Here is a 3,219-nt window from a genome sequence, read left to right as displayed (position 1 = left end):
CCGTTTTCCGGCTCAGCTGCGCTGCCTGCAAACGCGGCATCGACCGTAACGAACTGACCACCGAATTGGTTCGCACCTTGGAAGAAGACAACTTCCGTGAGCCCGAAATCGCACGTACTGTAAAATCAGCTTACCAGAATGTAATGACTGCGGCAGAGACGGAAAGCTTCGAAAATCCTCCTTCAAATTCCAGTAAAGTCCAAAAGTCCGTTATAGGATTTTCAGAAAACGAAAATCCGGCAGAAAAGGAGGATGAAATCATCGGAGAAGAGCTCAGAGAGCAGACTCCGACCTTTCCTGACGAAATTTACGATCTCATTCCCGCCATCTTCAAGGAGTGCGTCTCCATCGCAAGAGATGAGCGTGAAAGGGACGGACTCTTGTTGTCATGTATTACCACGATAAGCAGCATGCTCCCCAGTGTAAGCATCCGCTACAACCGACGGAATTATCAGCCCAATATCTACTGTATCGTCGTAGCTTCCTCCGGTGCCAACAAGAACCTCATCGGCTATGGCATACGCCTGCACAAGCACTATTGTGAGTATTGGGAGAAGCAGAGTCTGAAGATCGAAAAGGAATACAAGAAAGCACTCAGGGACTATACCCTCTCCTTGCAGGCGATACGCAAAAAGAATACTGCCGCCACCAACCTGCCGGACGAACCGGAGGAGCCGAAGCTGGCATTTCCGCTGATCCCTGCCGACATCAGCCGTGCACAGCTCATCACTCACCTCATCAACAACCAAAGTTGTTCTTCCTTGCTCACCAGTACCGAAGCCAGCAGCGTCAGCACAGCCCGCAACCAAGATTACGGACACTTCGACGATATCCTCTGCAAGGCATTCGAGCACGAACTGATCAGTTCGTCCTACAAGATCAACGGACGACATCCGCTGAAAGTGGAATATCCCTCCCTGTCGGCTTTTCTCACCGGTACTCCATCCAGCCTCATTTTATTCATCCCGACCATGGAGACAGGGCTGTACAACCGCTTTCTGATCAATACTTTCAGACTTCCGGCAGCATGGCAGGATGTGTTCGCGGAGGAAAAGGTGCGGGCGGACGATCTCTTCAACGAGTTGTCCATGCGCTTCGCACAGATGGCATTGTTTCTGAAAGATTCTCCTACGGAAGTAAAGCTGACAGATACACAGAAAAAAGAATTCAACCGGGTATTCACGCAACTGCTCAAAGATACGGACCAGTTAGGTAATGATGACCTGCTGGGGGTGGTGAAACGTTATGGAGTGATAACGGCACGCATCTGCTGCATTTTCTCCGCCATCGACAAGGGAACCATGAGAATGGAAACACCCGAAGTATACTGCTCGGACGCGCATTTCAAAGCAGCGCTCGCCATCGTGCTGTGTTGCTTCGAACATAGTAAACTGGTCAGTACTTCGGTAAAAAGCTCTGCCGAAGATACGAAACCATTACAATCGCCCGATAATCTCTCGCGACTTCTGACGAAACTCAAAAAGAGTTTTTCAGCCAAAGAAGCATGTGCTTTGGGAGAGGAATTGAACCTCTCAAGAAGCACCGTTTACTACTTATTGAATAAAGGCATTAAAGCAGGGAGAATCAGCAAGTTAGGTCACGGTTCGTATATTCTGAAAATCTAATATGGACTTTCTGGACTTTACTGGACTTTGAAAGGGGAAATTCGTGACTTTTACTTCATTGTCACAAGAAAAAAACAATAAGTCTTATTAGCATATCGAAATTAGCTATTAGCAAAAACAAATTAGCTAATAGCTAATTTCGATATGCTAATAGCTAATTTGTTTCTTCCTTACAGACGGACGACTTATCAAGAAACAGATTCACGACTCATCGAAAAACAGATTCACGGCTCATCGAGAAACTTCACGATCAGCCTCACCTGTCTGCTGCTATAAGCATGATCGTTTTTTCCTTCTCCACCGCTATACATAGCGTCATAAAGTTCTTTATTATTTCTGATCCATCCCCGTAGTTTCTGCATGGCATAAATCAATGGCAAATGTGGATTGTACTTGTGAGCCAGCTCCGACTTCAAATACGGACGGATGACAAACGGTTCTTCTTCCGCTTCTTCTTTTTCTGTTTTCATATCGTTGTTTTTAAGTTCTTTCGTACTTCAAATATACTAAAACATATTTGCGCACACAAGCAAACAAGTAAAATAAAATCAATCAGAAAGAAAGTAAATACATTCTGAAAGAAAGTACGACGAAGTACGATAAAGTACGTATTCTCATGGCTTAAGAATAGGCTACCTTTGACACATCGAAAGAAAGAAACAGAGCTCATTCTCTCTCCCGACACTGATCGAGTGACAGCAATCAGTAATTATTAATTTATATTTTTCTAAATCTTTAATTTATCATCATGGCAATACCATTTAAAAGAATGGGTCGTAAAGACCCGCGAAAAATTGACGGGGTGCTGAAGTACCACCCCCAACTGGTGACGATGGGACAAAGTGTAGACCTTGACGGCATCGCCTACATCATGAAGGACAAGAGTTCCCTCTTCCTGGGCGACATCCAAAGCGTACTGACCAACTATGTGGAGGCAATGCGAGCGGCGCTCTTCGACGGAAAATCGGTCAATATCAGAGACTTCGGTGTATTCAGCCTATCCGCCCATACGCTGGGAGCAACCACGAAAGAAGAGTGTACGGTGAAGAATATCAAATCTATACAGATCAACTTCCGCCCTTCCAGCAGCGTCCGCCCCAACCTGACGTCTACCCGTGCCGGTGACAAGATCGAGTTTCTCGACCTCGAAGCCCCGAAAAAGAAGAAAGGCGACGGATCAGGAGAGGACAACAACCCCGGTGGCAGTGGAAACGAAGGCGGCGGAGGCGACGAGGAAGCTCCGGACCCGACAGTGTAAGAAGTGGAGAGTTGAGAGTTGGTAATCAATGTACGAGGGATTGATAGTTAGAATTAGTGGCTTTATGAGGAAGATTCATTTAATTGTGATTCACTGTTCTGCAACGCGGGCAGACAAGGAGTTGACGGCTTTTGATCTGGATACGATGCACCGCCGGCGGGGATTTAACGGGACAGGTTATCATTACTATATCCGCAAGGATGGAACAACGCATCTTACCCGTCCGGTGGAACGGATCGGGGCACATGCGAAAGGTTTTAATGCGGAGAGTATCGGAATTTGCTACGAAGGCGGCCTGGACTGCCGGGGACGCCCGGCGGACACACGGACACCGGA

General features: G+C 46.9%; 4 protein-coding genes. 3 read left to right on the top strand and 1 reads right to left on the bottom strand.

What is annotated here, in order from left to right:
- On the top strand, positions 1–1,625 hold a 1,625-nt coding region (locus DW640_RS23000; RefSeq protein ID WP_117578992.1), incomplete at its 5' end, for a DUF3987 domain-containing protein.
- 224 nt (positions 1,626–1,849) lie between these two features.
- On the opposite strand, the gene DW640_RS22995 is transcribed toward DW640_RS23000, so the two are convergent.
- Complete coding sequence (locus DW640_RS22995) at positions 1,850–2,095, bottom strand: DUF4248 domain-containing protein (protein ID WP_008761384.1); 246 nt, start codon at positions 2,093–2,095, stop codon at positions 1,850–1,852.
- Positions 2,096–2,373: 278 nt separating this feature from the next.
- On the opposite strand from DW640_RS22995, the gene DW640_RS22990 reads away from it, so the two are divergent.
- A complete protein-coding gene (locus DW640_RS22990) occupies positions 2,374–2,883 on the top strand; it encodes an HU family DNA-binding protein (RefSeq protein WP_158562606.1) in 510 nt (169 codons plus the stop codon).
- 64 nt (positions 2,884–2,947) lie between these two features.
- Positions 2,948–3,219 (top strand): N-acetylmuramoyl-L-alanine amidase (locus DW640_RS22985; protein ID WP_199610456.1); only part of this gene is annotated, 272 nt, incomplete at its 3' end.

Source organism: Bacteroides sp. AM23-12 (assembly GCF_003434395.1).
GTDB lineage: Bacteria > Bacteroidota > Bacteroidia > Bacteroidales > Bacteroidaceae > Bacteroides > Bacteroides thetaiotaomicron.
This window is presented reverse-complemented; position numbering and strand designations above follow the sequence as displayed.